Here is a 2,924-nt window from a genome sequence, read left to right as displayed (position 1 = left end):
TGACCACCACGCCCAGCGCAACCGCGCGCACGGCCTGCGCAGCCAGCAGTACCGCAGCATCACCGCGCTTGCCCGCCAGGCGGGTGGCAAAGTGACGAACGCCTAAAGCGACCTGCTCGCCGCGCCAGTAGAGCAGGGCGCTGAAGAGCAGCATCAGGGTACAGTGCATCATAAACCGGCCGATATGTGCCGCCTGACCGACAAACCAGGTGGTTGTGGTGCCAATGTACGGGCGGACTTTTGCCATCAGCGCGCTGCCGCCCATCTCCAGCAGACTATGCCAGCCGCTGTAGAGCTTGGCACCCACCACCGGAATGCTGTTCAGCCAGGCCAGATCCGGCAGCGTCAGGTCACCGCTGCTAATGGCACGAATAACCGGGCCACTGGAATCCACCAGGCTATTCACCAGCAGGGCAATCGGAATAATAAACAGCAGGAACAGCAGGAGCGTCATGACCAGCACGGCTAACCCGCGGCGGCCGAACAGCAGCTTCTGCAAACGCAGCAGCAGAGGCCACGTGGCCACGACCACGGTCGCGGCCCAGGCGAAGCCGAGAATAAAGGGTTGAACAATCCACAGACACGCAATAATCATGAGGGCCAGAAACAGCACCGACAGTAAAATTTGCGCAACATCCCTGGGCTGGCGAAGATTGACCATAAATGAAACTTTCCTTAAAAGAACGCCAGTACGACTGGCGGGAACGGAAAACCGCGTCTCTCTAATCATTGATGATCTCGGCGGTTTTTGACAGGCGGATTTTGCCTGTAATTCAGCAGAGATTATAAGAAAAAAATGTGATAAAACTTTCCAGACACAACGCAAACGATTTTATACACAAAATCATTCGAGTTGCATCAAGGCGGCAAGTCTGAGAATCCCCAGGAGCTTACTGAAGTAAGTGACTGGGGTGAGCAGACGCAGCCAACGCAGAGGCAGTTCGAAGGATGACGTGTATATACAACTCTAATTAGGGTCGACAGTTATGATCCCACAGATTTCTCAGGCACCTGGCGTCGTTCAGCTGGTGCTTAATTTTTTGCAAGCACTGGAGCAACAGGGTTTTACAGGTGATACCGCCACGAACTATGCCGACAGGCTGACGATGGCGACCGATAACAGTATTTACCAGCTTCTTCCCGATGCCGTGGTTTTCCCTCGTTCAACGGCCGACGTGGCGCTTATCGCCCGGCTGGCGACGCAGGAGCGCTTTGCTTCACTGGTCTTTACGCCGCGCGGCGGCGGCACCGGGACCAATGGTCAGGCGCTGAACCAGGGCATCATTGTTGATATGTCGCGCTATATGAACCGCATCATTGAGATCAACCCGGAAGAGGGATGGGTGCGGGTCGAAGCGGGCGTTATCAAAGATCAGCTTAATCAGTATCTCAAGCCTTACGGCTACTTTTTTGCCCCGGAGCTTTCCACCAGTAACCGCGCGACCCTTGGCGGGATGATCAACACGGATGCCTCCGGTCAGGGCTCGCTGGTCTACGGTAAAACCTCCGATCACGTGCTGGGCGTGCGTGCCGTTCTGCTGGGCGGCGATATCCTCGATACCCAGCCGATGCCGGTCGAACTGGCGGAAACGCTGGGTAAAGATAACACCGCCAGCGGACGCATCTATCGTACCGTGCTGGAACGCTGCCGCGACAACCGCCAGCTTATTCTCGATAAGTTCCCCAAACTAAACCGCTTCCTGACCGGGTACGACCTGCGTCACGTCTTTAACGACGACCTGACCCAGTTTGATTTAACCCGCGTGCTGACCGGTTCCGAAGGGACGCTGGCGTTTATCACCGAGGCGCGGCTGGATATCACCCGCTTGCCGAAGGTGCGTCGTCTGGTGAACGTTAAGTATGACTCCTTCGACTCCGCGCTGCGCAATGCGCCGTTTATGGTGGAAGCGAAAGCGCTGTCGGTGGAAACGGTCGACTCCAAAGTGCTTAATCTGGCCAGGGAAGACATTGTCTGGCACTCCGTCAGCGAGCTGATTACCGACGTGCCGGATAAAGAGATGCTCGGTCTCAATATCGTGGAGTTTGCCGGCGATGATGCGGAGCTGATTGAGCGCCAGGTCACCACGCTCTGCCAGCGTCTGGACGAGCTGATTGCGCAGGGTCAGGGCGGCGTGATCGGCTGGCAGCTCTGTAACGATCTGGCCGGGATTGAGCGTATCTATGGGATGCGTAAAAAAGCCGTGGGCCTGCTCGGCAATGCGAAAGGGGCGGCGAAGCCGATTCCCTTTGCCGAAGACACCTGCGTGCCGCCTGAGCATCTGGCGGATTACATCGTTGAGTTTCGCGCCCTGCTGGACAGCCACGGCCTGAGCTATGGCATGTTCGGCCACGTCGATGCCGGGGTACTGCACGTGCGTCCGGCGCTGGATATGTGCGACCCGCAGCAGGAGATCCTGATGAAGCAGATCTCCGACGATGTGGTGGCCTTAACCGCCAAATACGGCGGTCTGCTCTGGGGAGAGCACGGGAAAGGGTTCCGCGCGGAATACAGCCCGGCGTTCTTCGGCGAACAGCTCTACGCGGAGCTGCGCAAGGTGAAAGCGGCTTTCGACCCGCATAACCGCCTCAACCCGGGTAAAATCTGCCCGCCTGAAGGCGTGGACGCGCCAATGCTGCAGGTGGATGCCGTCAAGCGCGGCACCTACGACAGACAGATCCCGATTGCGGTGCGCTCCTCCTGGCGCGGCGCGATGGAGTGCAACGGCAACGGCCTGTGCTTTAACTTTGATGTGAAAAGCCCGATGTGCCCGTCGATGAAAATCACCAGCAACCGTATCCACTCGCCAAAAGGGCGGGCGACGCTGGTGCGCGAGTGGCTGCGTCTGCTGGCCGACCGCGGGGTGGATCCGCTCAGGCTGGAGCAGGAGCTGCCGGAGAAACGGGCCAGCCTGCGCTCGCTGATT

General features: G+C 58.2%; 2 protein-coding genes. One reads left to right on the top strand and one right to left on the bottom strand.

Translation table 11 applies throughout. The features are described from left to right. On the bottom strand, positions 1–661 hold a 661-nt coding region (gene ydiK, locus DOU50_RS00615), incomplete at its 3' end, for an AI-2E family transporter YdiK (RefSeq protein ID WP_148768504.1). 325 nt (positions 662–986) lie between these two features. Here ydiK and DOU50_RS00610 point away from each other — a divergent pair. Beyond that, on the top strand, positions 987–2,924 hold a 1,938-nt coding region (locus DOU50_RS00610), incomplete at its 3' end, for an FAD-binding and (Fe-S)-binding domain-containing protein (protein ID WP_148768503.1).

Source organism: Enterobacter sp. C6, assembly GCF_008122455.1.
Classification (GTDB): domain Bacteria; phylum Pseudomonadota; class Gammaproteobacteria; order Enterobacterales; family Enterobacteriaceae; genus Enterobacter; species Enterobacter pseudoroggenkampii.
The sequence above is the reverse complement of the archived record's forward strand: the minus strand, read 5'-3'. Positions and strand labels throughout refer to the sequence as shown.